Annotated in this window: 23 protein-coding genes; 15 read left to right on the top strand and 8 right to left on the bottom strand. The window is 73.3% G+C overall.

The window, feature by feature from the left end; genetic code table 11:
• Nucleotides 1-22: 22 nt before the first annotated feature.
• Nucleotides 23-1,147, bottom strand: a complete 1,125-nt coding sequence (locus AC0693_RS16125; protein WP_356414937.1) for an aminoglycoside phosphotransferase family protein — start codon at nucleotides 1,145-1,147, stop codon at nucleotides 23-25.
• A 229-nt stretch (nucleotides 1,148-1,376) separates the two neighbouring features.
• Here AC0693_RS16125 and AC0693_RS16120 point away from each other — a divergent pair, with 229 nt between their 5' ends.
• Entirely contained in the window at nucleotides 1,377-2,873 is a 1,497-nt protein-coding gene (locus AC0693_RS16120; RefSeq protein ID WP_356414934.1) for a DNA-binding protein NsdB, read from the top strand.
• Nucleotides 2,874-2,998: 125 nt separating this feature from the next.
• On the opposite strand, the gene AC0693_RS16115 is transcribed toward AC0693_RS16120, so the two are convergent.
• A complete protein-coding gene (locus AC0693_RS16115) occupies nucleotides 2,999-4,456 on the bottom strand; it encodes a PP2C family protein-serine/threonine phosphatase (protein ID WP_478802142.1) in 1,458 nt (485 codons plus the stop codon).
• A 178-nt stretch (nucleotides 4,457-4,634) separates the two neighbouring features.
• On the bottom strand, nucleotides 4,635-4,883 hold the full coding sequence (locus AC0693_RS16110; RefSeq protein ID WP_356414929.1) for an SCO4226 family nickel-binding protein: 249 nt from the start codon (nucleotides 4,881-4,883) through the stop codon (nucleotides 4,635-4,637).
• Nucleotides 4,884-5,224: 341 nt separating this feature from the next.
• On the opposite strand from AC0693_RS16110, the gene AC0693_RS16105 reads away from it, so the two are divergent.
• From AC0693_RS16105 to AC0693_RS16095, 3 genes are all read left to right on the top strand, one after another.
• On the top strand, nucleotides 5,225-7,534 hold the full coding sequence (locus AC0693_RS16105) for a xanthine dehydrogenase family protein molybdopterin-binding subunit (protein WP_478802247.1): 2,310 nt from the start codon (nucleotides 5,225-5,227) through the stop codon (nucleotides 7,532-7,534).
• Nucleotides 7,535-7,543: 9 nt separating this feature from the next.
• The gene (locus AC0693_RS16100) at nucleotides 7,544-7,999 is read left to right on the top strand and encodes a (2Fe-2S)-binding protein (RefSeq protein WP_356414923.1); all 456 of its coding nucleotides are present in this window, start codon (nucleotides 7,544-7,546) and stop codon (nucleotides 7,997-7,999) included.
• Between the two features lie 73 nt (nucleotides 8,000-8,072).
• Complete coding sequence (locus AC0693_RS16095) at nucleotides 8,073-10,004, top strand: APC family permease (RefSeq protein WP_478802141.1); 1,932 nt, start codon at nucleotides 8,073-8,075, stop codon at nucleotides 10,002-10,004.
• A 26-nt stretch (nucleotides 10,005-10,030) separates the two neighbouring features.
• Here AC0693_RS16095 and AC0693_RS16090 read toward each other — a convergent pair whose 3' ends face one another.
• Both AC0693_RS16090 and AC0693_RS16085 read right to left on the bottom strand, forming a co-directional pair.
• Complete coding sequence (locus AC0693_RS16090) at nucleotides 10,031-11,626, bottom strand: hypothetical protein (RefSeq protein WP_478802140.1); 1,596 nt, start codon at nucleotides 11,624-11,626, stop codon at nucleotides 10,031-10,033.
• A gap of 131 nt (nucleotides 11,627-11,757) precedes the next feature.
• Nucleotides 11,758-12,978, bottom strand: a complete 1,221-nt coding sequence (locus tag AC0693_RS16085) for a PucR family transcriptional regulator (RefSeq protein WP_469320115.1) — start codon at nucleotides 12,976-12,978, stop codon at nucleotides 11,758-11,760.
• A gap of 186 nt (nucleotides 12,979-13,164) precedes the next feature.
• On the opposite strand from AC0693_RS16085, the gene AC0693_RS16080 reads away from it, so the two are divergent.
• From AC0693_RS16080 to AC0693_RS16040, 9 genes are all read left to right on the top strand, one after another.
• On the top strand, nucleotides 13,165-13,404 hold the full coding sequence (locus AC0693_RS16080) for a hypothetical protein (RefSeq protein ID WP_478802139.1): 240 nt from the start codon (nucleotides 13,165-13,167) through the stop codon (nucleotides 13,402-13,404).
• A gap of 63 nt (nucleotides 13,405-13,467) precedes the next feature.
• The gene (locus tag AC0693_RS16075) at nucleotides 13,468-14,433 is read left to right on the top strand and encodes a DUF4304 domain-containing protein (protein WP_468471389.1); all 966 of its coding nucleotides are present in this window, start codon (nucleotides 13,468-13,470) and stop codon (nucleotides 14,431-14,433) included.
• 122 nt (nucleotides 14,434-14,555) lie between these two features.
• Complete coding sequence (locus tag AC0693_RS16070) at nucleotides 14,556-14,828, top strand: helix-turn-helix domain-containing protein (RefSeq protein WP_468471391.1); 273 nt, start codon at nucleotides 14,556-14,558, stop codon at nucleotides 14,826-14,828.
• 181 nt (nucleotides 14,829-15,009) lie between these two features.
• Nucleotides 15,010-15,441: a hypothetical protein gene (locus AC0693_RS16065; protein ID WP_356414908.1), complete on the top strand. Its 432-nt coding sequence runs from the start codon at nucleotides 15,010-15,012 to the stop codon at nucleotides 15,439-15,441.
• Nucleotides 15,438-16,238 (top strand): transcriptional regulator, encoded by an 801-nt coding sequence (locus tag AC0693_RS16060; RefSeq protein WP_469320111.1) that lies wholly within the window; start codon nucleotides 15,438-15,440, stop codon nucleotides 16,236-16,238. The genes AC0693_RS16065 and AC0693_RS16060 overlap by 4 nt, the downstream gene beginning before the upstream one ends.
• 71 nt (nucleotides 16,239-16,309) lie before the next feature.
• The gene (locus AC0693_RS16055; protein WP_356414903.1) at nucleotides 16,310-16,729 is read left to right on the top strand and encodes a roadblock/LC7 domain-containing protein; all 420 of its coding nucleotides are present in this window, start codon (nucleotides 16,310-16,312) and stop codon (nucleotides 16,727-16,729) included.
• Between the two features lie 72 nt (nucleotides 16,730-16,801).
• Nucleotides 16,802-17,173: a hypothetical protein gene (locus AC0693_RS16050; RefSeq protein WP_356414900.1), complete on the top strand. Its 372-nt coding sequence runs from the start codon at nucleotides 16,802-16,804 to the stop codon at nucleotides 17,171-17,173.
• 169 nt (nucleotides 17,174-17,342) lie between these two features.
• Nucleotides 17,343-20,918, top strand: a complete 3,576-nt coding sequence (locus tag AC0693_RS16045; protein ID WP_478802138.1) for a bifunctional glycosyltransferase/CDP-glycerol:glycerophosphate glycerophosphotransferase — start codon at nucleotides 17,343-17,345, stop codon at nucleotides 20,916-20,918.
• A 104-nt stretch (nucleotides 20,919-21,022) separates the two neighbouring features.
• Nucleotides 21,023-21,505, top strand: a complete 483-nt coding sequence (locus AC0693_RS16040) for a VOC family protein (protein ID WP_469332024.1) — start codon at nucleotides 21,023-21,025, stop codon at nucleotides 21,503-21,505.
• Between the two features lie 40 nt (nucleotides 21,506-21,545).
• On the opposite strand, the gene AC0693_RS16035 is transcribed toward AC0693_RS16040, so the two are convergent.
• On the bottom strand, nucleotides 21,546-22,280 hold the full coding sequence (locus AC0693_RS16035) for an SIR2 family NAD-dependent protein deacylase (RefSeq protein WP_356414891.1): 735 nt from the start codon (nucleotides 22,278-22,280) through the stop codon (nucleotides 21,546-21,548).
• A gap of 105 nt (nucleotides 22,281-22,385) precedes the next feature.
• Nucleotides 22,386-22,838 (bottom strand): VOC family protein, encoded by a 453-nt coding sequence (locus AC0693_RS16030; RefSeq protein WP_469320107.1) that lies wholly within the window; start codon nucleotides 22,836-22,838, stop codon nucleotides 22,386-22,388.
• A 175-nt stretch (nucleotides 22,839-23,013) separates the two neighbouring features.
• Between AC0693_RS16030 and AC0693_RS16025 the strand changes: the two genes are divergently transcribed.
• Both AC0693_RS16025 and AC0693_RS16020 read left to right on the top strand, forming a co-directional pair.
• Nucleotides 23,014-23,637, top strand: a complete 624-nt coding sequence (locus AC0693_RS16025; RefSeq protein WP_468471399.1) for a hypothetical protein — start codon at nucleotides 23,014-23,016, stop codon at nucleotides 23,635-23,637.
• 84 nt (nucleotides 23,638-23,721) lie between these two features.
• Nucleotides 23,722-24,609, top strand: a complete 888-nt coding sequence (locus tag AC0693_RS16020; RefSeq protein ID WP_478802137.1) for a GNAT family N-acetyltransferase — start codon at nucleotides 23,722-23,724, stop codon at nucleotides 24,607-24,609.
• Nucleotides 24,610-24,638: 29 nt separating this feature from the next.
• Here AC0693_RS16020 and AC0693_RS16015 read toward each other — a convergent pair whose 3' ends face one another.
• Nucleotides 24,639-25,061 (bottom strand): subtilase-type protease inhibitor, encoded by a 423-nt coding sequence (locus AC0693_RS16015; protein WP_356414879.1) that lies wholly within the window; start codon nucleotides 25,059-25,061, stop codon nucleotides 24,639-24,641.
• Nucleotides 25,062-25,153 lie beyond the last annotated feature (92 nt).

The raw sequence follows: 25,153 nt of genomic DNA, 5'->3' as shown, positions 1-25,153 counted from the left end.
GGGCCTTGCGGGAGCGGTCGCGTCAGCGCGTGCCGACCGCCGCCCGGACCGCCCTGCGGGCCATCCCGCAGTCGTCGTGCAGCCTGCGCAGCAGCAGGCGGTGCTCCTCACCGCTCGACAGCGCGCCCGACGGCAGCGGCTGGGCCGGGGCGGCCGCCAGGATCGACCGCTGGACCGCCGTCTCCGCCATCCGGATCTCCCGGGTCAGCACCAGCATCAGATTGACCAGGAAGGCGTCGCGGGACGCGGGACCCGCCGCCTGCGCCAGCCTGCTGATCTGCCCGCGGGCGGCCGGGGCGTCGCCCAGCACCGTCCAGAGCGTCGCCAGGTCGTAGCCGGGCAGGTACCAGCCCGCGTGCTCCCAGTCCAGCAGCACCGGCCCGGCCGGGGAGAGCAGCAGGTTCGACAGCAGGGCGTCACCGTGGTTGAACTGCGGCTGCACCCCGCCCATCTTCAGCCCGTGCAGCAGCTTCTGCAGGTCGCCGAGGTCCCGGTCGGTCAGCAGCCCCAGCTCGTGGTAGCGCGAGATCCGGGAGGCGTACTCCAGCGGCCGGCCGAACAGCTCGCCCGGCGGACGCCACTGGTTGACCCGGCACACCGCGCCCAGCGCCGCCCGTACGTCCGGCCGCGGCGGGGCCTCGACCGGGTGCCGCTGCAGTGCGGCCACCCGCCCCGCCATCCGCTCCACGATCAGGACGCAGTTCTCGGGGTCGGCGGCGATCAGCCGCGGCACCCGGACCGGCGGGCGGTGCCGGACGAAGGCCCGGTACGACGCTATTTCGTGCCGGTACCGCTCGCGCCACTCGGGCGAATGGTCCAGTAAGACCTTCGCGACGGCCGTCATCCGTCCTGTGGTGCCCACCAGGAGGACCGACCGGCCGCTGCGGCGCAGCACCTGCACCGGAGCGAACTCCGGACAGATCCGCTGCACCGAGGCGAGCGCGGTGCGCAGTTGCGCGCCCTGCGGGCCGGAGAGGTCGATTCTTCCGCTGATCGGCTGGGCCCCGTTGCCCGGCATCCGCCGGGCCCGGACGGCGGCCTGGGCCGCGTTCGAGGGACGTCCGGCGTCGAGGTAGGGGCCGCCGCCCGCCTGGAAGGTGCGGTGCGGCCGGACGGGCGCGGACACGGAGGAGGTTGCTGCGTACATGATGATACGGATCCCTTCGTGCGCCGACGAGTTCGTACGCCGCCCCGCTCGATCCCGTACATCACCCTGGGGAGTTCCGCCGGTGACCGGGTCGGGGAGGCGCATTCCTACCTGACACCCGGGTGCGGGTGGCACACCATCTGGCGCACCCTGGCGAACCCTGGCGAATAGTCGCTCGGCATCTGACGGGGGGTTACTGTCAACTCAGCCGAGAACCTGGGGGCTTGACGTGAGCAAAGGACCCAACACCCGCCTGTCCGATCTGTTCGGGCTGGCCGGGTGGTCCAAAGGCGAACTCGCGAGGATGGTCAACCGGCAGGCGGCGGCCATGGGCCACCACCAGCTGGCCACCGACACCTCGCGGGTGCGGCGCTGGATCGACGTGGGGGAGACCCCGCGCGAACCGGTTCCCACCGTACTGGCAGCCCTGTTCACCGAGCGGCTCGGTCGTGTCGTGACCATCGAGGACCTCGGGTTCGTACGGCAGCGGCGCACATCGGCACGACAGCAGGACGGGTTGCAGGACAACCCCGACGGCCTGCCGTGGGCGCCCGAACGCACAGCCGCGGTCCTCACCGAATTCACGGGAATGGACCTCATGCTCAACCGTCGCGGTCTGATGGGCGCGGGCGCCGCGCTCACCGCCGGCTCCGCCCTCACCAACGCCATGCACGACTGGCTGCACTCCGACCCCCTGCCCGCCACCCCCGCGCCACGCTTCGGCGGCGACGGGTTCCAGGCCGACCCCGCGGGCTACGACCGCTACGAGGCCGCGCCCATCGGTTCCCAGGAGATCGAGGCGCTGGAGCGCTCCGTGGAGGTCTTCCGGGCCTGGGACGCCTCCCGGGGCGGCGGTCTCCAGCGCAAGGCGGTCGTGGGCCAGCTGAACGAGGTGGGCGGCATGCTCGCCTACCACCACCCCGACCACCTGCAGCGCAGGCTGTGGGGGGTGGCCGCCAACCTGGCGGTCCTGGCCGGCTGGATGTCCCACGACGTCGGCCTCGAACCCACCGCGCAGAAGTACTTCGTCATCGCCGCGCACGCGGCCCGGGAAGGCGGCGACCGGCCGCGGGCCGGCGAGGCGCTCTCGCGCGCGGCGCGCCAGATGGTGCACCTGGGCAAGCCCAACGAGGCCCTGGACCTGATGAAGCTCGCCCAGTCCGGCTCGGGCGAGGAGACGCTGCCGCGCACCCGCGCCATGCTCCACACCATCGAGGCGTGGGCGCAGGCCGCCATGGGCAAGGGGCAGGCGATGCGGCGCACCCTCGGAGAGGCCGAGGACCTCTTCGTCTCCGACAAGAGCGACGTCCCGCCGCCCAGCTGGATGCAGCACTTCGACGAGGCGGACCTGCACGGGATGCAGGCGCTCGCCTTCCGCACCCTGGCGGACCACGACCCGAGCGCCGCGCCGACCGCCCAGCGGCACGCACGCGAGGCGCTGCGGCTGCGCGCGGCCGGGCACCAGCGGTCGCAGATCTTCGACTACATCTCCATGGCCTCGGCGTGCTTCCTCGCCGACGACCCGGAGCAGGCGGACCGCTACGCGCGTCTCGCCCTGGTCTCCATGAACGAGACCTCCTCGCACCGCACGTGGGACCGGCTGCGCGAGATGTACCGGCTCACGGGCCAGTACGCCGGGTACGGACGGATCGAGGAACTGCGCCAGGAGCTCAAGACGGCTCTGCCGACGCGCACGGTGCGAGGTGGCCGGGGCGCCCAGGCCTGACCGTGATGCCGACGCACCCGCACGATGCCGACGCACCCGCACGCAGAGATCCGCGCCGGGACGGACACGGCCGCGCCCGCCGGCGCGGCCCCGAACTCACCGGAACCACCTCTACCGGGTGAAGCTCACGCACCGACCCTGGCGACCAGGACGCAGGCGTCGCCCTCGCGCCCGGTCTCGCCGAACTCCTCGATCACCGTCCGTACGCAGTCCTGGGCCGAGCGGGCCGCCGTGAACCGCGGCGCGAGGGCCAGCAGCCGCTCGCCGCCGTCCGCCCGGCCGAACTCGATGCTGCGCGGCGTCAGCCCGTCCGTGTGCAGGACGAGGACGTCGCCCACCTCAAGCGGTTCTTCGCGCTGCCCGTACACCGCTCCGGGGGTCGCGCCCAGCAGGACGCCCTCCGGCGGCCGCAGGGAGCGGCCGCGGCCGCCCCGGAAGAGCAGCGGGGCCGGATGGCCGGCCTGGGACCAGGTGAGCGTCCGGCGGGCCGGGTCGTAGCTGCAGCACACGGCGGAACCGAGCGCGGGCTGCGCGGAGGTCTCCAGCAGCTGGTTCAGCCAGCCCAGCAGGGGGCCCGGCTCGATCCCCGCCATCGCCATGCCGCGCAGCGCGCCGAGCGCCATCGCCATGCCGGAGGTGGCGGTGACGCCGTGCCCGGTGAGGTCCCCGACGGTCAGCATCGAGCGTCCGTCGGGGAGTTCCAGCGCGTCGTACCAGTTGCCGCCGATCAGCGCGCTCGTGTCCGAGGGGAGGTAGTGGGCGGTCACGTCCAGCGCGCCCGCGGCGGCGCGCGGCGAGCGCAGGGTGCCGCCCCACGGGGGGAGGACCGCCTCCTGGAGTTCCACCGCCAGCCGGTGCTCGGTCCGGGCGATCTGCCGCTGCTGCTGGAGGGAGTCCCGGCTCTCGCGCACCGCGCGCTCGCTGCGCCGCAGCTCGCTCACATCGCGCAGGACGGCCCACATGGAGGCCGTACAGCCGTCGGACTCGTCCACGACGGGCTCGCCGCGCATGTGCAGGGTGCGGACCACGCCGTCGGGACGGACGATCCGGAACTCGCCGTCGATGGGCTTGCCGTCGACCAGACAGGCCGTCACCATCGCGGTGAGCAGGGGCTGGTCCTCCTCGCACAGGGTGGATCCCAGCTCGTCCAGGGAGAGCGGGCCGGCCTCGGGCGCGCGGCCGAAGATCGCGAACAGCTCGTCGGACCAGCTGACTTCGTCCGTGAGCAGGTTCCACTCGGCGCTGCCGATCCGGGTCTGTTGCGGCACACCCGCGCCGGACTCCGCCGCGGGTCCGGGCGGTGCGGCCGGGAACAGGGCCTCGGCGGCGGACGCGGGCGAAGGGACGGCCGGGAGGCCTTCCTTGAGCTGCCCCAGCTGCTCGCCCAGGTCGTCGAGGTGGTGCACGGCGAGGTCGCACAGCGCGCGTTGCCAACGGGCCTGGGCGTCGTCGTCGTCCACGACCGCGTCACGACGGACCGCGTCCACGTCGCCCCGCAACCGCCGGGTCTGCGTGATCAGCGCGTCCACCGACCCGGGCCGGGGAGGCTGCGCGGGGCGGTCCGCGAACAGGTGCGACGGCATGAGAACTCCGATACAGGCGCGGCACGGCCAAGTCTGAAGGAAGGACCGGTTACGACTGTTGCACAGACGGCAATGGGCTGTAAGCCGTTTGGCAACATCCGGGCCGTTCCTGCCGCCGTCATATGCCAAAGGCCTCCCGCCCCCCCCTTGGGGTGTACGAACAGTTCCGGTCAGGGCGTCAGACGCTGACCGCGATCGGGTGGATCTCGCTGGCCGGATGCCCGGCGCGCTCGTGGATCCGCTGGACCGCTTCGGCCGAGGGGGCCTCGGAGAGGCAGTACACCGTGCCCGACTCGGGGTCGGCCCACGCGCGCTCGAAGTGCACCCCCTCTTCGGCCTCGATGGCCAGGTCCGCCTTGTGGGCCTCGGACAGCTGCTCCGCGGTGATGCCGTGCATGCCCTGGTGGACATCCATGAACATGGTCACCTCGGTTCACCTCCTTCTTCTTCCCTTGGTTCCCGGGGGCTCCCGTGTGCTCCTTCCATGGTCCGCCCGAGCGGGCCGCGCTGCGCGGTGCGGCCGGAAACCGTCGGCGGGCGGGGCGGGGACCGTTCGTATGAGCGACGTGTGCGACCGGACGGCCGGTCGACGGCCCGCCGGAAGCCTCGGCACGGCGCGCGCCGCGCGCCCCCCGAACGAGTGACCCGGCGCCCCGCGCACGTCTTCCCAGCTCATCCGGTGATCGCTACTCTACGTGTCGGTAATGAGCCATGTGGGGTACGGCGAACAGGGTGGGGCGCAGCCAAATGACGGGCACGGCAGGGCCGATGGACACCGCGGGGCCGACGGGAGCGCCAGGATCGGCGGAGCCGACGGGGGCGCCGGGGCCGGCGGAAGCGGCAGGGCCGGCGGAAGCCCCGGAGCCGGGCCGGAGCCGGAGCCGGCGGAGCTTCCTCACCTACCTGGTCGCCGCGCCCACCCTGGCCCTCGTGACCCGCGCCGGCGCCGACGCCGTCGCCCCGCAGGACGCCCGGGCCGCCGTCCCCACCCTGCCCGCGCCCGCCGACCTGGTCGACCTCGGCGACCTCTTCATCCTGGCCGGGGCGCCGACGTCCGCGCTCCTGCTCCTCACCGTCGAAGCCGACGGGACCATCCGGTTCCGGCTGCCCCGCGAAGAGGTCGGCCAGGGCCTCACCACGGCCGTGGCGATGCTGGTCGCCGAGGAACTCGACGCCCCGCTGGCCGCCGTCCGCGTGGAGCTGGACGACGCGCGCCCGGAGCTGCTCTTCAACCAGCTCACCGGCAGCTCCAACGCCATCCGCTCGCTGTACGGGCCGGTCCGCCAGTGCGCCGCGACCGCCCGAGCCCGCCTGGTCGCGGCCGCCGCCCGGCGCTGGAACACCCCCGCCGCGGGCCTGACCACGGCGAACGGCGCGGTCCGCGCGCCCGACGGCCGCACCCTCGGCTACGGCGCGCTCGCCGCGGCCGCCGCGGACCCGGGCCTGGTCGTCCTCGGCGCCGCCCCGAAGCCCGCCGCGCGACAGACCCTGGTCGGCACCCCCACCAGCCGGATCGACGCCCGCGCCATGGTGACGGGCGAGCAGCGCTACACCCTCGACCTGGACGTGCCCGGCGCCAAGCCGTGCGTCCTGCGCCGCCCGCCCACCCTCGGCGGCTCCGTCCGCTCCGTCGCCAACCTGGCCGCCGTCAGGGCCATGCCCGGCGTGCTGGACGTCGTCACCATCGCCACCGGGGTCGCCGTCGTCGCCGAGACCTTCGGTCAGGCCCTCGACGCGAAGGCCGCCCTCCAGGTCACCTGGGGCCCCGGCCCCGCCGACGCGCTCTCCGACGAGCAGGTCCGGGCCAGGCTGCGCACCGCCAACCCCGTGCCGCTGCTGCCGCCACTGCTCACCCCGTACGTGGACGGCGAGTTCGACTTCGCCTTCGTCGGCCACGCTCCGATGGAGACGAACTCGGCGGTGGCCGACGTGCGCGAGGACCGCGCCGAGATCTGGTCCGGGCTCAAGTCCCCGATCGTCGCCCGCCAGACCATCGCCGCCGAGCTCGGCCTGCCGGTGGACAAGGTCACCGTCCACGTGGTCCAGGCCGGCGGCTCCTTCGGCCGCCGGCTGTTCTTCGACGCGGCCCTGGAGGCGGCGCGCGTCTCGCGGGCCTGCCGCCGCCCGGTGCGGCTGATGTGGACCCGGGTGGACGACACCCGGCACGGGCGGATGCGCCCGGCCACCCACCACCGGATCCGCGCCACCTACGCGCTCGGCGAGGTGCTCAGCTTCGAACACCGGGTCGCGGCCGTCGAGACGGACTTCCGGCACGGCCTGGGCGAGATCCTCACCGCCACCGCCGCGAGCCTGCCGCCGGGCATCGGCAACGCCACCCTCGCGCAGACGCTGTTCCTCACCACCGTGAAGTCCCCCTACCACTTCGGGCTCACCACTCAGCTGCTCACCGAGGTGCCCACCGGCATCCCCACCGGATCCTGGCGCTCGGTGTACTCCGCGAACACGCGCGGCGCCGAGGAGATCATGGTGGACGAGCTGGCGGCGCGGCTCGGCAAGGACCCGTACGCGTTCCGGCGCGCCTTCCTCAAACACGCCGACCAGCGCGCGGTGCTCGACAAGGCCGCCGCCGAGGGGGAGTGGGGGCGGGCGCTGCCCGCCGGCTGCGCCCAGGGCATCGCCTTCCACGAGGAGTACAAGTCCCGCACGGCCTGCCTGGTCGAGATCGACACCCGCGACCGGGAGCACGTGCGGGTCACCAAGGCGGTCATCGCCGTGGACGTCGGCCGTCCGGTCAACCCGCGCGGGCTGGAGGCGCAGATGATCGGGGGGCTCACCGACGCGATCTCCACCACCCTGCGGGCCGGTCTGCACCTGGACAAGGGCCTGCCCCTGGAGGGCAGCTACAGCCAGTTCCACTGGGCGCTCCAGCGCGACAGCCCGCGGGACGTACGGGTCTTCGTGCTGCCCGCCACCGGGGAGCAGCCGGGCGGGGCGGGCGAACTGGGCGTACCGGCGGCCGTCGGGGCGATCGCGAACGCCTACGCCCGCGCCACCGGCACCAAGCCGCGCAGCTTCCCCCTCGACTTCGACGTCGACTTCACCCCCTACCCGCGCTAGGAGTACGCCGTGCCCTCGCACACCTTCACCGTCAACGGGCGGAGCGTCACCGTGGACGCGCCCGACGACCTGCCCCTGCTGTGGGTCCTGCGCGACCTGCTCGGCATCCGCGGCCCCAAGTACGGCTGCGGCGTCGACGTCTGCAAGGCCTGCACCAGCCACCTCGACGGAGCCGACATCCGGCCCTGCGTGGTGCCGGTCAAGGCCTGCGCCGGGCGGGAGGTCACCACGATCGAGGGGCTCGCGGACGGGGACGTCCTCCACCCGGTCCAGGAGGCCTGGCTCGAACAGGACGTCGCGCAGTGCGGCTTCTGCCAGCCGGGCCAGATCATGGCCGCCGTGGCCCTGCTGAAGCGGACCGCCGCCCCGACGGACGCGGACATCGACGCGATCGCCAACATCTGCCGGTGCGGGACGTACGTCCGCATCCGCGAAGCCATCAAGTCCGCGGCCGCCCGCATGTGAGCCGTGCGCCCGCCACCTCCCCGGGTGCACCGTAAAAAGCGACGAACCGTCACGAATCGCTGATCATGCTTGCATGAGGCGCATCAACGCGAAACGGGTGCTGGTCGGCGAACCGCTCGACTCCGCCCGGCTGGGCGAGACGCTGCTGCCCAAACGGCTCGCCCTGCCGATCTTCTGCAGCGACCCGCTCTCCTCGGTGGCCTACGCCACCGAGGAGATCCTGCTGATCCTCGCCCTCGGCGGCGTGACCCTGCTGCACCTCGCCTGGTACGCGGCCGCCGCCATCGTCTTCCTGATGGTGGTCGTCGTCGCCTCGTACCGGCAGACCTGCCACGCCTATCCGGGCGGCGGCGGGGCCTACGTCGTCAGCGCCGAGAACCTCGGGCCGACCGCCGCGCTCACCGCCGCCAGCGCCCTGCTCGTCGACTACGTCCTCACCGTCGCCGTCTCCGTCGTCTCCGGAGTCGCCGCGATCACCTCGGCCGCCCCCGCCCTGCACGACCACATGGTGCTGCTGTCGGTCTGCTTCGTGGTGCTGCTGACCCTGATGAACCTGCGCGGCGTGCGCGAGTCCGGCCGCGTCTTCGCGATCCCCACCTACGGTTTCGTCCTCGTCATCTACCTGATGTTCGCGGTCGCGGCGGTCCGGCTCGGCACCGGCGCCACCCTCCGCGCGGAGTCCGCCGAGCTGCCGATCACCGCCTCCGGGACCTATACGGGGCTCGCCGTCGTCCTGCTCGCGCTGCGCGCCTTCGCCTCCGGCTGCACCGCCCTCACCGGAGTCGAGGCGATCAGCAACGGCGTCCCCGCCTTCCAGAAGCCCAAGGCCCGCAACGCCGCCACCACCCTCGCGGCCATGGGCGCCCTCTCGGTGACCATGTTCGTCGGGATCACGGTGCTCGCCATGTCCTACAAGGTGCACGTCGCCGCCGACCCGACCGAGCTGGGCCTGCCCGCAGGCACACCGACCTCCACCGCGCTCGCGCAGATCGGCCGCGCCACCTTCGGCAGCTGGGACTTCCTCTTCTACCTGCTGCAGGCCGTCACCGCGGGCGTCCTGGTCCTCGCCGCGAACACCGCATTCAACGGCTTCCCGATGCTCGCCTCGATCCTCGCCAAGGACCGCTACGCGCCGCGCCAGCTCTACAACCGCGGCGACCGGCTCGTCTACTCCAACGGCGTCGTCCTCCTCGCGCTCGCCGCCATCGCCCTCATCGTCGCCTTCGACGCCGAGCTGACCCGTCTCATCCAGCTCTACATCATCGGCGTCTTCGTCTCCTTCACCCTCTCCCAGGCCGGCATGGTCCGGCACTGGCGCCGCGCCCTCGCCTCCGCCGAGACCCCCCGCGAGGAGCGCGTCCACATCCACCGCCGCCTCGCCATCAACGCGGTCGGCGCCGTGATGACCGCGCTGGTCCTGGTCATCGTCCTGATCACCAAGTTCACGCACGGCGCCTGGCTCGTCGTCATCGCCATGCCGCTGCTCTTCCTCGGCATGAAGGGCGTACGCCGGCACTACGACCAGGTGGCCCGCCAGGTGGCCGTCGCCCCCGGCGTCAAACCCCGCCGACCCGCCCGCCACCACGTCGTCGTCCTGGTCGCCTCCGTGCACGCCCCCACGCTCAAGGCCCTCGGCTTCGCCCTGGGCCTGCGCCCCGACACCCTCACCGCGCTCAGCGTCGCCGCCGACGAGGAGGACGCCGACCGGCTGCGCGCGGCCTGGGCCGAGCACGACCCGGGGATCCCGCTCAAGATCCTGCACTCGCCGTACCGGGAGGTCGTCCGCCCGGTGCTGGCGTACATCCAGCAAGAGGCCGCCCGGGAGGGTGCGGACATGCTGTCGGTGGTCATCCCGGAGTACGTGGTGGGCCACTGGTGGGAGCAGCCCCTGCACAACCAGAACGCGCTGCGGCTCAAGGCCCGGCTGCTGTTCACCCCGGGGGTCGCCGTGATCGACGTACCGTACCTGCTCGAATCGGCGCGGCACGACGAACCCGCCCCGTAGGCCGTCCGGGAGCGGCGCCGGGCGGCCTATCCGACGGCGGTGTCCACGATGACCGCGCCCCGGGCGGTGAGGTGGCGGTCGGGGGAGAAGTTCGGCGAGAAACCGAAGGGGAAGCCGTCGTTCTTGTCCGGGCTGTCGCACGGCACGTCGTACGTCCACTCCACCACGTACCGCCCCGAGTCCACGGGCAGGGTGAAGGACAGCTCGCCCCCGTACTCTCCCGTCGCGCACCGGCCGTGCGTGCGGGTCACGGTGTGGGGCGCGGTGCCCGGGGCGTAACGGGTCCGGTGCCCGGCCTCGGTGCGCACCTCCGCGGTGACGACGTAGCGGTGGTCGCGCCACTCCCAGAAGAGGCTCTCCCAGCTGAAGGTGTCCGCGCAGACGGCCACCTTCACCGTCCACTGCGCCGCGTCCCGCTCCGGCAGGTCCATGGTCACCCGGCACCGCGCGTTGACCTTCTCCCGGCCGCGGTAGGAGCGCTGCGTCCGGCACGAACCGTCGGCCGGGTCCATGGCCGTGCGCCGGACGACGACGTCGGCGAGCATGCCCGGACCGTCCTGCGCCTCCCCGCCGCCGAACACCTCGAAGTCCTCGTACGTCCCGTACTCCCCGTACCCGCCGTACACCGGCCACGGTTCCGACAGCCCCTGCGCGGGCGGCACGGTCTCGTCGTCGGACGGCAGCCGCCCGCCGTCGTCCGGGAGCACCCGGATGCCCGAGATGTCCTGGTCCTCGGAGAGCGCCAGCGTGGCGAAGTTGTCGCCGTCCTCCGCCGGGCGGGGCACCCCGCCCCGGCTGAACTCGTGGTCCGAGGGGCACCGGCGGAGCACGAAGAACTCCTCGCTCTCGTGCTTCTCCCAGAACAGGTTCGCGTAGCGGGTGTGGCGCCGGTCCGGCGCCGCCGCCGTCAGCTCCGTGGGCTGGGTCTCCACCAGGTCCCCGTACTCCGCGCGGACCACCGGCCGCCTGCCCTTGAGCAGGTCCCGGCGCCGGGTGTCGTGGGTGAGCGCGCTGTAGTCGCGGTCGCCCCCCGCGACCAGCAGGCAGTGCTCGCGGGCCAGCCGGTAGAAGGGGTGGCCGCGCAGCTCCTCCAGGGCCGGGCCGTCCAGGCCCTGCGCGCCGTAGCGCTTCGCCTGCATCGCGACGTCGCTCAGCAGCATGTCCAGCTCGTACTGGAGCTGGCGGGCGCGGGCCTGCTCGCGCTCCGCCGCGTAGAACTCGTGGGCCGCCTTCAGCTCGGCGGTGCGGGCGGTGACCGCCGTGAGCTCCGCCGCCAGTTCGTCGACCCGGCTCACGTCGGTGTCGTGATTGGCCAGGGTGACGAAGAAGTCTGTCGTCTCCCCGTACGGCTGGGCCGATTCCGCCCCGAAATGGGTCCAGTGCAGCAGCGTGAGACGGCCGCTGTAGAGGTCCTTGAACACCACGTACCGGTGGTCGTCCTCCCGCGGACTGGTCGGACCGTAGTACCGGGCCCGGATCTCCTTCTCGAACGTGATCCGCCGGGCGTCCGGGGTGATCCGCAGCTGGAACATCCGGCGGCCGTCGCCGCCCGGCCGCTCCAGCTCGCGCAGCAGCTCGGCGGTCGGCTCGTCGAAGGTGGGGGGAAGGAAGCCCTGGGGCATGGAGTCTCCCGGTGTGGGGGTCGGTGCGGTGCCTCACCGAGCCTGACCGAAACACGGCCGCCCGCGGGGACCGGTCGCCGGAGCCTGACCGGATCGCGTCCCCCGGTCAGGGGCGGGGACCACCCGGCTGATCACCCGGCCGGGCCGGACCGGCGCGCCGTGCGCGGCGGCGACTTTGGCGCGGATGCGCCCTGCCCGTCGGCCGCCCGCTGGACCACCGCCGCGTGGGCGAGCGCCAGCTCCACCACGTGCGCCGGGTCGGTCAGGGAACGGCCGGTCAGCTGTTCGAGACGGCGCAGCCGGTTGGAGACCGTGTTGCGGTGGCAGTACAGCCGCTGCGCCGCGTACGTCGTCGAACCCTGGCAGGCCAGCCAGGTGCCCAGCGTGGTCAGCAGCACCCGCCCGTCCTCGGGCGCCAGCGCCAGCACCGGACCCAGCACCACCTGCCGCAGCCGCCCCGCGAGTTCCCCCTGGCCCGCGACCAGCGCCGCGGGGAGCCGCTCGTCCAGCAGGGCGGTGCGCGGGCCGCCCGGACCGGTCGTGGTCCGCAGCGCGAGGAGGGCCAGCCTCCGGGCCCGGGCGCATTCGGCGGGCGCGGCCACCACCGGGCTCACCCCGGCCCGTACCCCCAGGGGCGCCAGCAGCGCGCGCACCGCCTCCAGCGGATGGTGACCGAGCTCCACCAGGGCGCTCTCGCCGTCCGCCCGGATCCGCCACAGCACGCGCGGCCCGGCCGCGGAGACGGGCGGCCGGTCCACCGGGTCGGCGCCGGAGGCCAGCACGAGCACCGCGAAGCGGCCCTGGCCCGGCAGCCCGAGCTGAGCGGCCGCGGCCGCCGCCTCCTCGGCGGGACCGCCGTCCAGGAGGGAGTCGAGCAGGGCGGCCCGGCGCTCCCGGTCGCGGCCGCCGCGCGCGCTCTCCGCCTGCCGGTACGCCTCGGCGGTGGCGTCCGTCTGCTGGTCCAGCACGTCCCACAGCACGCTCGCACCGGGCAGCAACCGGGGCAGAGCCGCGCGGTCGTGCGCCGTCACCGCCTCGGTCAGGTGCTGCCACAGCAGCCGGCCGGCCTGCCGGTGGGACCGGATCAGCGGGGCGAGCGGCAGCCCCTGCTCGGCCCGCAGCGCTCCCACCGACCGCGCCTCCGTCAGGTCCACCGGCAGCCCGCGCGCGCTGCGGACCACCCCCTCGACGGTCTGGCGCAGCTGCCGGTGGGCGCGCTCGCGCAGCTCGGCCCGGCCGAGCGGAGCGGCGTACGCGGGATCCTCGGTCAGCGTCCGCTCGGCGAGCCGGTCCGCCGCCACGGCGATCCGCCGGTCCAGGTCCTCGCGTATCTCCTCGATGATCCGCTCCATCGGGGCAGCGTGACACGGGAACCGCTCCGGTGGGGAGGGCCTGGAGCCCCCGCGCTTCGGTGGGGTGCGGCGGAGCGGGGGCTACGAAAGTAGGGCGGCGCGGGCCGCAGTTGTCCCCTAAAGTCGCGGAACGGGGCGCCGGAAGCGGGACGCCCGGCCCCGGCCCCGCCGCCTACCGTCAGGGACATGACCACCTCGACCTCCCGCTCCCCGCTCGGCGACCTGCTCGCCCTCGTCGGGTTCGTCCTCCTCGTCGGCGGCGCGAGCGGCCTGCTCCACGAATGGTGGGGCTGGATCCGCATCCTCGGCTTCCTCGGCCACTTCATCCCCTCCGGGTACGAGGTCCTCTCCTACGTCGTCATGGTCGCCCTCGGCACCGCCGCGAGCGTGGCCGCCTCCATCGCGGGCGGCCGCCGGACGGACTGACCCGGGCGCAGGGCGCGGCAAACCGTTTTGCCCCCGGAGGGTCCCGCTTGGGAGACTGCCGGGGTGAATGCGACCGACTTGTTCCATCAGATGCTCCGCGAGCGCATAGCCCCGGCACTGCGCGAAGCGGGCTTCACCGGCGCGGGCCGGGAGTACCGGCTCGCGGTCGCCGTCCCCGATCACGCGCTGATCGGCTTCCAGCGCAGCGCCGCCTCCACCCCGGAGCGCTGCCGCTTCACCGTCAACCTCCGCGCCGTCGGCTACCAGGAGCACGAGGACCTGCGGCGGCTGCGCCCCGCCCTCGGCACCCGGCTCTCGGCCAACCGCGTCGGCCCCGTCGGCTGGCACGCCCGCATCGGAGCGCTCCTCGGTCACCCGCACGACCACTGGTGGACGATCACCGACGAGCGCAGCTCGCTCGCCGTCGCCGAGGACGTGGTCGACCTGGTCCAGCGCCACGCCGTGCCCGCGCTGTGGGGCAGGCTCACCGGCCACGCCCCGGTCCCCGGACCCCGCGTCGACCCGCTCGCCGAGTGCCTGGACACCGGGTGCGCGCACCACCCGGCCGCCGACGGCGGCGACGGCGGTGCCGATGGCGAGGAACCGGACGGATACGCGTTCGACGCCGCCGACCTCGTCGGCACCGTCGTCTACGAGGTGGGCGAGCGCCGGGCGCGGCCCTACCTCGTCTTCCACGACGAGGACGAGGAGGCGGAGGGCCGGATCACCCTCGACGCCTCATGGCGGCTGGAGCTGCCGGACTCCGGCTGGATCCGGGTGGGCCACGACCCCTCCGGCGGCGAGCGGATCGTCCGCTCCCCGGGCGCCACGCTGCCCGCGCACAAGACGGCCGTCCTCGGCGAACTGGGCCTGCGCCGCGTTTCGGACGCCGAGGTCACGCCCGACGGATCGCTGCACGTCCGTTTCGAGACGGGCACCCCGCGCGAGGCGAGCCTCACGGTCTCGGGCACCCCGCACGCCCGGACCGTCGCCGCGCCCTGGCACTTCGACGGCTGGACCAGGGCCTGAGCGCGCCCCGCCCCGGTCCCGGCCGATCCCGTCCCCGGGTTGACGCGAGTCAGCTGGTATTGGGGTGGGCGAGCGACTTTGATGGGTTTGCCAGGCCGCCTACCGGAGCAGGGGGACTACTCATGGGCACCGAGCAGACTCAGAACGACAGCGCGCACCACGGCGCACCCCACAGCGCACCCACCCTCATCGGCTCCGTCCAGCGCGCGCTGCGCCTGGTGGAAGCGATGTACGCGGAGGACGGCGCGACGGCGAAACGGCTCGCGCGGATCACCGGGATCCCCCTGCCGACCGTCTACCACCTCCTGCGCACCCTCACCCACGAGGGCTACGTCCGCCGCGAGGGCGGGACCTTCAGACTCGTCGACGGAATGCCCCTTCCCCTGGCTTCCTGATCACCTGTGAACGGGAACGACCGGTCCTGGTCGGCATCCGGCCAACCCTGCGCAGGCATCCGGCGCATGTTCCAGGAGAAAATGCCAGAACGCCCTTTCGCCGTGCGGAACTTCAGTAAGTTCCTCTCTGTCGCGCCGCACGACCGTGCACCACGCACGACCGGCCGGGAGGGGAACCCGCGTGCCCGGGATCGACGAATGCCTGCTCGAAGCCATGACGCTGCCCGGCGCGCGCGGGGCGGCGCTGGTGGACTGGAGCAGTGGACTGGCCCTCGGCACCGCGGGGGAATCACCGGTGGGGGACCACGAGACGACCGCCGCCGAGACCGCCGAGCTGGCCCGCGCCGCCGCCGAATACGAGTCCTTCGCCCCCGACGCCCCGTCCACCGGGACGGCGGACGCGGGCCCGGGCCCCGGTGCCGGTGACGAGGACGGGCCGCCCATCGAGGACCTCATCGTCACCACCCGGACGGGCTACCACGTCCTGCGCTTCGTCGAGACGAGCTTCGACAGCAGCGTCTTCCTGCACCTCTGGCTGGACCGTTCGCACGGCAACCTCGCGCTCGCCCGGATCAGACTCCGGGACCTCGCGGAAGGGCTGGTGCTCAGGTGACCACCGCGACCCCCGCCGCCGACCGCGTGCCCGGCCACGCCGCGGTCTCGCCGCTGCTCACCCGGCTCGCCGCCGAGCGGGCCACCGGAGCCCTCTTACGCGACCGCGGCACCCTCTTCCTGGAAGACGGCCGGATCGTGCACGCCGAGAGCCCGGCCACGCCCGGCCTGGAGGTGCTGCTCACCACCGGCGGCGGCCTCGCCCCCGAACGCTGGCGCGAGGCCGTGGACCGGGCCGGAGCCCGCCGCCAGGTCGCCCGGTTCCTCGTCGACAGCGGCGGCCTCGCCGGGGGCGAACTGGAGATATGCCACCTCGCCGCCATCTTCGACGCCGCGTTCTTCGCGCTCTCGCCCGGCAGCGGCCCCTCGCGCTTCCGGCGCGGCGCCACCCACTGGATCGGCTCCGTGCGCTCCGTACCCGCCGCCGCCGTCGAGCGCGAGACCCGGCGGCGGCGCGAGCTGCTGGACTCGGTGTGGCCGTACCCCCTGCTCGACACCGCGCCCGTGGTGCCCCGGGCCGCCGCCCCCGGCCAGACGGTCACCAGCCGCCAGCGCCTCCTGCTGCGACAGGCAGACGGGGTGCGCACCCCGGCCGCGCTGGCCTGGGCGATGGGCCGCCCCGCCTTCCACACCCTGCTCGACGTACGGCGGCTCGCCGCGGCCGGACTCGTCGAGACCCCGCACGCACCGGTCCCCGCGCCCGCCGCGGCGCCGCTGCCGGACTGGCTGACCGACGCCCAGTCCCCGGACGTGGCCCTGCTGCGGCGGCTGCGCGACGCGCTGGAGGCAAGCCTGTGAGGCTCCCGCTGCGACCGCGCGCCGAGCGGCGCCAGGACGGGCGGGGGCGTCCCACCGAAAGGAAACCGCCCATGGTGCCCGCCGAAGCCGAAGCCGAGATCCTCGCCGAGCTGCGGCGGCTGCGGGCGCGGATCCCGCAGCTCACCGGCGCCCTCGCCGCCAGCGCCGACGGGCTGGTGCTCGCGCAGGACACGGCCGCCACCGAAGCGGAAGCCGTGGCGGCGCTGACCGCAGCCGCCCTCGGGGTGGCCCAGCGGCTCAGCGACAGCACCGGACAGGGCGACTTCCGGGAGCTGCTCGTCCGGGGCGAGCACGGGTACGTCGCCACCTACGCCGCGGGCGACGCGGCGGTCCTGACCCTGATCGCGGAACCGCGCGCGAACGTCGGCAGGCTCCACCTGGAGGCCCGTCGCTCCAGCCTGCGGATCGCCGAGCTCATAGACGGCGTCCTCGGCCGGCGCGGCCCCGAGGCCCCCGAAAGGCCCCGCTGACCCCGGGCGTCACCCCCCGTGCCACCCATGACCCATCACCCTCACCAGCAGGAACACCGGAAAGGAACTCCCATGGCCAACGTGGAGACCGCTCTCAAGGAGACCACCACCATCGACGGAGCCCTCGGCGCCGCCCTGGTCGACTACGGCAGCGGCATGGCCCTCGGTACCATCGGCGGCAGCAAGGAACTCGACCTCGCGGTGGCCGCGGCGGGCAACACCGACGTGGTCCGCGCCAAGGTCCGCACCATGGAACTGCTCGGTCTGAAGGAAGAGATCGAGGACATCCTCATCACCCTCGGTTCGCAGTACCACCTCATCCGGCTGCTGCGCGGCCGCAACTCCCAGGGTCTTTTCCTCTATCTGGCGCTGGACAAGGACCGGTCCAACCTCGCGATGGCACGTCACCAGCTGAAGCGGATCGAAGCCGAACTGGAGGTCTGACCGTACGAGCGGGCACAGTGGGGAGGCGGGCGGTTGAATTCTTTGCCGTTCGCCCCACCACTTGCGACGCTTTGTCCGGATTGGGTGGAGTTTATAAGCCCGTTACAGAGTAAGATGCTGTAATTAGCTGATCATTTGACTGATAAACCCGCTGGAGAATTCGTCACCCATGCCCCCGCGCCTGAGCATCGTCGTCCCCGTCTACAACGTCGAGCTCTACCTCGACGAGTGCCTGGAGTCTCTCGCCGCCCAGACGTTCGGCGACTTCGAAGTCGTCATGGTCGACGACGGTTCGACGGACACGAGTGCCGTCATAGCCAAGGCCTTCGCCGCACGGGACAGCCGTTTCCGGCTGGTCCTGCAGGAGAACGCCGGCCTCGGCGCCGCCCGCAACGCCGGAGCCCGGCACGTGTCCGAGGGCAGCGAGTACCTCGCCTTCGTCGACAGTGACGACACCCTGCCGGCCAACGCGTACCAGCTGATGGTCGACACCCTCGACGAGACCGGCTCGGACTTCGTCGGCGGCAACGTCCTGCGCTTCCGCTCCGTGGGCATGAACCAGTCCTGGGGGCACAAGGCGCCCTTCGCCAAGACCCGGCTGAAGACGCACATCTCCAAGTTCGCCCCGCTCGTCACCGACCGGACCGCCTGGAACAAGGTCTACCGGCGCACCTTCTGGGACGAGCACGGTTTCCAGTACCCGGAAGGCATCCTCTACGAGGACGCCCCCGTCAGCATCCCCGCGCACTACTTCGCGGCCAGCGTCGACGTCCTCAGCGACGTCGTCTACCACTGGCGCGTCCGCGAGACCGGCGAGCGCTCCATCACCCAGCGCTCCACCGACCCCGTCTCGCTCATCGACCGGGTCACCTCCGTCCGCCTGGTCCGCGACGCCCTCAAGGCCAAGACCGGCGCCAAGTACGCCCGTTACCTGCGCGAGTACGACCACAACGTGCTGAGCGAGGAACTCCCGCTCATCTACAAGTACGTGCCCGAGGGCGGCCAGGACTTCCGCGACGCGTTCGTCCGCGAAGTCGGCGGCCTCGTCCGCGAGATCGGCAGCGAGCCCTGGAGCGACCTCACCGTCGCCGACCGGCTCAAGGCGTACCTCGCCCGCGAAGGCCGCGTCGAGGACTTCATCGCCCTCCTCAAGCACCAGGGCGACTTCTCCTACAGCGTGCCCGTCAAGGGTCTCGCCCGGCCGCAGGCGGACTACCCCTTCCTCCAGGGCCGTCCGCCCGTCCCCGCCAAGGTGCTCACCCTCGGCCAGCGCGAACTCCGCGTCGTCAGCCGGCTCGAACAGGCCGCGTGGAGCGGCGGCAAGCTGCTCCTGCGCGGCTACGCGCTGCCCGGCCACCTGGGCGCCGAGAGCCGCCTGGGCTCGCGCAAGATGCTGGTCTTCCGGGAGAAGGGCAAGCGCCGCCGCACGGTCGTCAACACCCGTACCGTCGCCGCGCCCATGGCCACCGTGAACGCCGCGCACCTCGCGCTGCGGCACGCCGACTGGGCCGGTTTCACCGCCGTCGTCGACCCCTCCGTCTTCCAGCAGGGCGGCAAGTGGCGCGACGGCACCTGGACCACCTCGGTCGCCGTCACCGGCGCCGGCGGCCTGCACCGCGCCCGCCTCAAGGGCGGCGACCACGACAGCGGCCTGACCCCGCCCGCCCACTGGGTGGCGCCGGACGTCCGGATCGTGCCCACCGTCAGCGGTGCCTTCACCGTCACGGTCGAGGTCGTACGGGCCCGGGTCCTGGACGTCCGCCCGGCCGCCGACGGCAGCGGTTTCGACATCAGCGGCGAACTCGCCGCGGACTTCGGCCCCGGAGCCGCACTGCGCGCCCAGCACCAGAACACCGGCACCGTCCTGACCCTGCCGCTGGAGACCACCCCGGGCAGCCAGGGCGGCCGCGCCGCCTTCACCGTGCACGTGCCCCTCGCCGACCTGGCCGCCGTGCCCGACGCGGTGCCCGCCCCCGGCGAATGGCTCCCCGAGCCGTGGAACCTGTCCGTGACCCGCGCCGACGGCACCTCCGCCGACCTGGCGCACGACGAGCGCGGCGGTTTCACCGGACTCGTCATGCCGGTCCCCGGAGACGACACCGGCCGCTCCGTGTTCGTCAAGCGCACCCCCGCCGGGCACCTCTGCTTCTCGCTCCAGCCGTCGCCGCCGCTGGTGGACACCGTCAGTGCCGAGGACGGCACGCTGACCCTGGGCGGCACCTTCCTCCCGCCCGCGAGCGGGGCCGACGAGCCGTACGAGCTGGTCCTGCACAACTGGCACGGCGAGGAGTACACCTACCCCGTCACCCACGGGAACGGCCGCTTCCAGGCCGTCTTCACCCCGATGCTGCCCGAGCCCTTCGCCGGGAAGACCTCGCTCCCGCACGGCCGCTGGTGGCCGACGCTGCGCCCGGTCAGCCAGGGCGGAACGACCGCGAGCCTGCTCGGCGTCGACCGGGGCGCCCCGGTCCAGCTGATCGCCCCCGCGCTCGGCAAGGGCCCCGTGGCCCTGACCGTCGAGGGCCGCCGGATGCGCGTGGAAGCCCGCTTCTACGACCGCATGGCGCTGGTCACCGACCCGCTGCTGACCCCGCACGACCGCTCCCGGTACGCCCAGCGCATCGCCCGTGACGTGACCTACCCGGCGCAGCGCCGCGCGCCGCTCAAGGACATGGTCGTCTACGACACCTTCCAGGGGAACGGCGCCGGTGACTCGCCGCGCGCCATCCACGAGGAGCTGCTGCGCCGGGGCGAGAAGCTGGAGCACGTCTGGCTGGTCCGCGACGGCCGCGCCGAGGTCCCCTCCACCGCTCGCGCGGTGCAGTACAGCAGCCTGGAATCGTGGGACGTGCTGGCCCGCGCCCGGTACTACGTCGTCAACGACAGCGTCCCCTCGCAGTTCTTCCGCCGCGAGGGCCAGGTCGTCGTCCAGACCTGGCACGGCACGCCGCTCAAGCAGATCGGCCACGACTTCATCCACGACTACTACTCGAGCCCCGAGGTGCTGGAGTCGCTGGCGCACGACAGCGCCCAGTGGTCCCTGCTCGCCTCCCCGAGCAGCTTCGCGACGCCCGTCCTCAAGCGGGCCCTCGGCTTCGACGGCGAGGTCCTGGAGGTCGGCAGCCCGCGCACGGACGCGCTGGTGCGTCCCGACGCCGACCGGATCGCCGAGGTCCGCCGCCGGCTCGGCCTGCCCGAGGGCAAGAAGGTCGTGCTGTACGTGCCGACCTGGCGCGAGAACAACGAGGGCTGGAGCGGCGGCTACAAGCTCGACCTGCGGATCGACCTGGACGAGGCCCGGCGCGAGCTGGGCGAGGACCACGTGCTGCTGGTCCGCGGCCACTACCGCGTGACCGAGCAGGTCCGCGACGGGGTCCGCGACGGTTTCGTGGTGGACGTCTCCCGTTGGCCCGACACCACCGATCTGCTGCTGGTGGCCGACGTCCTCATTTCGGACTACTCGTCCGCGATGTGCGACTTCGCGCTCACCGACCGCCCGATCCTGCTGTTCACCTACGACCTGGCGCACTACCACGGCACGCTGCGCGGCCTCACCATCGACCTGGAGGCCAAGGGTCCCGGCCCGCTGCTGGAGGACTCGGCGAGCCTGATCGCGGCGGTGCGGAACGCGGACGCGGTGGGCGCGGAGTACGCCGCCCGGCGCGCGGCCTTCCGCGCCGAGTTCTGCGACCTGGACGACGGCCGGGCCGCCGAGCGCGTCGTCGACCGCATGCTGGAGATGTAGCCCGTACGGGTGCTTCGCGGACAGGTCCCGGGCCCACCGATGAGAATCGGGCCCGGGGCCGGTCTGTATGGGTGGACAACAGCCCGCACCCGATGGAGGCAGTCATGATCAGCAACGGTTTCACCACGTGCCTGTGGTTCGACGGCAACGCGGAGGAGGCCGCCGACTTCTACCTCTCCGTCTTCAAGGACGGCAAGCGCGGCCGGACCGGTCGCTACACCGACGCGGGTCCGGGTGAGGCCGGCTCGGTGATGGTCGTCGAGTTCGAGATCAACGGGCAGAAGTTCGTCGGCCTCAACGGCGGCCCCCAGTTCACCTTCAGCGAGGCCGTCTCCTTCCAGATCCACTGCGACGACCAGGCCGAGGTGGACCACTACTGGCAGGCGCTGACCGCGGACGGCGGCGAGGAATCGGTCTGCGGCTGGCTCAAGGACCGCTTCGGCCTGTCGTGGCAGGTCGTTCCGGCCGAGGTGATCGACCTGATCAGCGACCCCGACCCGGAGAAGGCCGCCCGGGCCAGCGCCGCCGTGTACACGATGAAGAAGATCGACCTGGCGGCGGTGAAGAAGGCGCACGCGGGCGGCTGATCCGCGCGGTGCGGGGCGGTTTCCGCCCGGCGGACCGGACCTACACCTGGACGTCCTGGAGCCGGTCGAGGAGGCTGGGCAGCGCGCTCCCGATCGGCTCCCTGATCAGCTCGTCGGCGAGCGCGTCGTACGGGGTCTCCTCGGCATTGACGATGATCAGACGGGCTCCGTGCTCCGCCGCGATCCCCGCCAGCGAGGCGGCGGGCTGCACCTGGAGCGTGCTGCCCACGGCGATGAAGACCTGGCAGCCCTTGGCGACCGCCACGGCCTGCGCCAGCACCTCCGGGTCCAGCCGCTCGCCGAACATCACCGTCGCCGCCTTGAGGATCCCGCCGCAGGTCAGACAGGCGGGGTCGGGCTCGCCCGCCGCGACCCGTTCCAGGGTCTCCGCCATCGGGGACCGGACGTGGCACCGGGTGCAGACGACCGCCCGGGCGGTGCCGTGCAGCTCGAAGACCTTGCGGTCGGGCATCCCCGCGAGCTGGTGCAGCCCGTCGACGTTCTGGGTGACGACCCGGACCGGGGTCCCGCCGCGCTCCAGGGCGGCCACGGCCAGGTGCGCCGCGTTGGGCCGCGCCCCGAGCGCCGCGATCTCGGCCCGCATCAGCCAGGAGCGCCGTCGGATCTCCGGATCCGCCATGTAGTACTCGTACGTCACCAGCTTCTCCGCGCCGGGCTCCCGGCGCCAGAGACCCTGCGGCCCCCGGTAGTCCGGAATCCCGGAATCGGTGGACATCCCGGCCCCACTGAACACGACGACGAGCGGCTTCCCCATGCCCCGACCCTACGCAGGCCGGGGGCGCCGGGGCGACCCATTACCCGGCGCGCCGGACAGCCGGGCGGGGCCGGGCCCGGCCGGGCCCGGCCGTCCGGCGCGCGCTCACTGCACGCAGAACTCGTTGCCCTCGGGGTCCGTCATCACCAGGTGCGCGCTGCCGTGCTCCTCCACCGACCGCAGCACCGCCGCCCCCAGGGCGGTCAGCCGCTCGCTCTCCGCCACCCGGCGCTCCGGGCCGAAGTGCAGGTCGATGTGCAGCCGGTTCTTGCCCTGCTTCGGCTCGGGGACGGCGTTGAACAGCACCCGCCGCCCGAGCCCGACCCCCGTCGTCGGATCGACCGGGTCGTCGGGGTGGCGGACGGCGGCCGCGCCGCGCCAGACCTTGCGGCCGTCCACCACCTTCCAGTCGGCTTCGGTGACGGCGCCGAAGCCGATCAGCCGGTCGATCAGTTCGCTGTGGTCCTCGCGTGCGTAGCCGAGCGCGGCGGACCAGAAGTGCGCGAGGCGCAGCGGATCGGCGCAGTCGACGACGAGCTTCCATTGCACCGGGGTCATGACAGCCTCCAGGGAACGCACGGACCGGATCTGGCTCCCGTTATAACCGGGCGCACTGACAACGGCCCTCCGGCGCCCGGCTGAGTACCCGTACTCAGGTGCCCGCGGGCCGCGGTGGTGATACTGGTCGCTCCAGCCCCGCCCCCGGGGACCGCCCGCAGGACCTGGAGATGCCGTGACACCCCGCCGCGCTCGCGCCGCCGCCCTCTTCGTCTCCGCTCTGCTCGCGCTGGCCGGCTGCGGAACCACGGCGACCACGGGGAGCGGCGGACCCGGCCCGTCGGGGTCGCCGTCCGCGTCCCCGTCCGTGGACTACGCCGCCCTGGCCAGGGAGGCCGCCGTCCGGCACGACCGGGACCACCCGGAGATCGCCGCCCGCTGCGCCGGCCGGGCCACCGCTCTGCCCCCGGCACCCGGAGCCACCACCGGGACCGATCCGGAGGCGAACAAGTACGCCGAGAACAACGCCTTCAAGCGGGAGCTGCCCGACACCCCCATGGAGGAGTGCAAGGGCGCGGCCCACGCCGAGCGCATCCGCGCCGCCCTGACCGGCCCCGGCAAGACCGTCCCGCACACCGAGGCGCAGCTGCGGACCGCCCTGGAGGGCCTCGGGTACACGGTGGGACCGGGCGCCATCGTCGCCGACGCCGCAACGCCCGACAGCGGCAGGCTCTGGTTCCAGCTGCGGGTCCACGAGGGGGGTCCCTGCGTCGGCGGCCAACTGCACGACCCCGTGCGGATCGAGACCCACGGTTCGTACATGGAGGGCGGCTGCTGGCAGCCCAAGGGCGGCCACTGACGGCCTGTCACCCCGCAAGCTCCCGTGGGCCGTCCGGATCGGCACCGTACCGGCCGGCGCCGTTCCTCTGGTAGAACACCGCTCATGACGGCATTCGAGATCGCCGGCGCGAGCGCCGCCGACATGGAACTGTTCCGGGCCTGGGCCGACGACGAGGGGTGGAACCCGGGCCACAGCGACCGGCTGGCCTTCGTCGTGGCCGACCCGGGCGGCTTCCTCGTGGGCCGCCTCGACGGGGAACCCGTGGCCTGCGTCTCCGCGGTCCGCTACGGCGCCGGGTTCGGGTTCATCGGGTTCTACATCGCCCGCCCCGCGGTGCGCGGCCAGGGGTACGGCATCCAGCTCTGGAACGCCGCGATGCAGCGGCTCGACGGGCGCCTCATCGGCCTCGACGGGGTCGTCGCCCAGCAGGACAACTACCGCAGATCCGGGTTCCGTTCTGCGTGGAACAACGTCCGTCACGAGGGCGTTCCGAGCGCGGAGGCGGCGCGGGACGCCGCCTCGGGCAAGGAAGCCGAGGGCATCGAGGTGATCGACGCCCGCTCACTGCCCTTCGCCCAACTGGCGGCCTACGACCGGCGGTTCTTCCCCGAGGCGCGCGACTCCTTCCTCGCCGCCTGGACCGGACTGCCCGGCCGCACCGCCCTCGCCGCCGTCCGCGACGGGCGGATCGAGGGCCTCGGCGTGATCCGGCCGTGCAGCGGGGCCTCGCGGATCGGGCCGCTGTACGCCGCCGGGCCGGCCGTCGCCGCCGCCCTGGTCCAGCGGCTGGCGGCGACGGTGCCCGGGGGCCCGGGCGGGGGAGCGGGAGCGGTGGCGGTGGACGTACCCGACACCCATCCCGACGCCCTCGCCCTGATGTCCGGACTCGGCCTCCTCCCCACCTTCGAGGCCGCCCGGATGTACACGGGCCCCGCGCCCGAGGTGGACCTCCCCGGTCTGTACGGGGTCACCAGCCTCGAACTGGGTTGAAATGGCTGCCGATCGGCATGCCGGGCCGGTCAGAAGGAGAAGACGACCCCGCTGCCGTTCCGCAGCGCGCAGCGGTTGGCGAAGGTGTGGTCGTAGGTGAACCGCTTGCCCTGCCAGACGCCGTCGGCCGTCACCGTCACCGGGTCCCACTCGCGGGTGCACATCGCCCCCGCGCCGCCCGACGTGATGAGATCCGGCTGACCGGCGGCCGACAGTAACTCCTTACACGCGCCGGCCGGGTCCGGGTGCGTCCCGCTCGGCCGGGGGGCGCAGCTGAGCGTCACGGCGCGCAGGACCGTACCGTCTCGGGCGTCGTCGCCCGCCGTGATCCCGAGCACCAGCGCGGACGGCGCGTAGAGGCTCTCGGTGCCGGAGGGCGCCGCGTCGGCCGCTCCCGAGCCGGCCAGCGACGTGAGCGCGGTGAGCGCCATGGCCGCCGTAGCGAGACCCATACCCCTTGCGATGGACCGCATTTCGAACACTCCCTTGGGTGGTTGTTTCGGATAACGGACACGAGTGTTGCCCACCCAGGGCATGGCCGCAG

The organism is Streptomyces sp. NPDC043876 (assembly GCF_056435825.1).
Note: the sequence above shows the minus strand (reverse complement) of the source record. Positions and strands in the feature narration are given on the sequence as shown.

Coding starts and splice junctions, on each gene's coding strand:
- AC0693_RS16125 (WP_356414937.1), bottom strand. CDS start 1,147: ATGTACGCAGCAACCTCCTCCGTGTCCGCGCCCGTCCGGCCGCACCGC.
- AC0693_RS16115 (WP_478802142.1), bottom strand. CDS start 4,456: ATGCCGTCGCACCTGTTCGCGGACCGCCCCGCGCAGCCTCCCCGGCCC.
- AC0693_RS16105 (WP_478802247.1), top strand. CDS start 5,225: ATGGACACCGCGGGGCCGACGGGAGCGCCAGGATCGGCGGAGCCGACG.
- AC0693_RS16095 (WP_478802141.1), top strand. CDS start 8,073: ATGAGGCGCATCAACGCGAAACGGGTGCTGGTCGGCGAACCGCTCGAC.
- AC0693_RS16090 (WP_478802140.1), bottom strand. CDS start 11,626: ATGCCCCAGGGCTTCCTTCCCCCCACCTTCGACGAGCCGACCGCCGAG.
- AC0693_RS16085 (WP_469320115.1), bottom strand. CDS start 12,978: ATGGAGCGGATCATCGAGGAGATACGCGAGGACCTGGACCGGCGGATC.
- AC0693_RS16080 (WP_478802139.1), top strand. CDS start 13,165: ATGACCACCTCGACCTCCCGCTCCCCGCTCGGCGACCTGCTCGCCCTC.
- AC0693_RS16070 (WP_468471391.1), top strand. CDS start 14,556: ATGGGCACCGAGCAGACTCAGAACGACAGCGCGCACCACGGCGCACCC.
- AC0693_RS16055 (WP_356414903.1), top strand. CDS start 16,310: ATGGTGCCCGCCGAAGCCGAAGCCGAGATCCTCGCCGAGCTGCGGCGG.
- AC0693_RS16050 (WP_356414900.1), top strand. CDS start 16,802: ATGGCCAACGTGGAGACCGCTCTCAAGGAGACCACCACCATCGACGGA.
- AC0693_RS16045 (WP_478802138.1), top strand. CDS start 17,343: ATGCCCCCGCGCCTGAGCATCGTCGTCCCCGTCTACAACGTCGAGCTC.
- AC0693_RS16040 (WP_469332024.1), top strand. CDS start 21,023: ATGATCAGCAACGGTTTCACCACGTGCCTGTGGTTCGACGGCAACGCG.
- AC0693_RS16035 (WP_356414891.1), bottom strand. CDS start 22,280: ATGGGGAAGCCGCTCGTCGTCGTGTTCAGTGGGGCCGGGATGTCCACC.
- AC0693_RS16030 (WP_469320107.1), bottom strand. CDS start 22,838: ATGACCCCGGTGCAATGGAAGCTCGTCGTCGACTGCGCCGATCCGCTG.
- AC0693_RS16020 (WP_478802137.1), top strand. CDS start 23,722: ATGACGGCATTCGAGATCGCCGGCGCGAGCGCCGCCGACATGGAACTG.
- AC0693_RS16015 (WP_356414879.1), bottom strand. CDS start 25,061: ATGGGTCTCGCTACGGCGGCCATGGCGCTCACCGCGCTCACGTCGCTG.